We start from the raw sequence: 644 nt of genomic DNA, 5'->3' as shown, positions 1-644 counted from the left end.
CGCTATCTAACCGAGTTGTTCAAGGCATTGCCCTACGCGCGAAGCGTCGATGATTACGAGGCGCTCTTGCCATGGAAACTGGCCCAGCGCAACGTCGACACGACGGCCTAATTCGCGTCACAGCGCAAGGGCGTGGTCAATCGATCGCTTACGGCTGAACACTTGGTCGCCGCGCGGGAGGAGCTTGAATTGCCCACGCCGGAGGATGACCCGCAGCTATTCAGGCACGCTTGCGCCGCACTTCAGAGTGGCATCGACTTGCTCACGGAAGTGGGAGGTGATTTCTGTGCGCCCGTTACAGACTTGAACGGCGTAGAGATTGAACTCAGCGCGGCGCTCCTGTCGGACGTTCCAAAGCCTAGATCAGTGCACGTTATCAATGTGGTCGGCGCGAGCCTATCGAAGCGCGTGAGGTTTATGCGGCCGCTCATGAACGGGCTAAAACCGAAGCGAGCGGGTTGCGTCGTCGTGCACAACTTGATTGAGGGCACGGAGGAGGTAGCAGCGCCCAGCGGAAACGTCAACATGACGACGCCCTACGCGGTGACCGTCAAGCTACACGCCGGCGAATCGCGGTAGGAATGCCCATTACTGAACACCCCCCGCACAGATCCCGGCGTGCCCAATTCGGGCACCGGGCTCCT

At 60.2% G+C, this 644-nt stretch carries 1 protein-coding gene; it reads left to right on the top strand.

The window, feature by feature from the left end:
- The first annotated feature begins 189 nt into the window (after positions 1–189).
- Positions 190–579: a hypothetical protein gene (locus WS69_RS07960; protein WP_156438001.1), complete on the top strand. Its 390-nt coding sequence runs from the start codon at positions 190–192 to the stop codon at positions 577–579.
- Positions 580–644: the final 65 nt, after the last annotated feature.

The sequence above is a fragment of the Burkholderia sp. BDU5 genome (assembly GCF_001522845.1).
Lineage (GTDB): Bacteria > Pseudomonadota > Gammaproteobacteria > Burkholderiales > Burkholderiaceae > Burkholderia > Burkholderia mayonis.
Note: the sequence above shows the minus strand (reverse complement) of the source record. Positions and strands in the feature narration are given on the sequence as shown.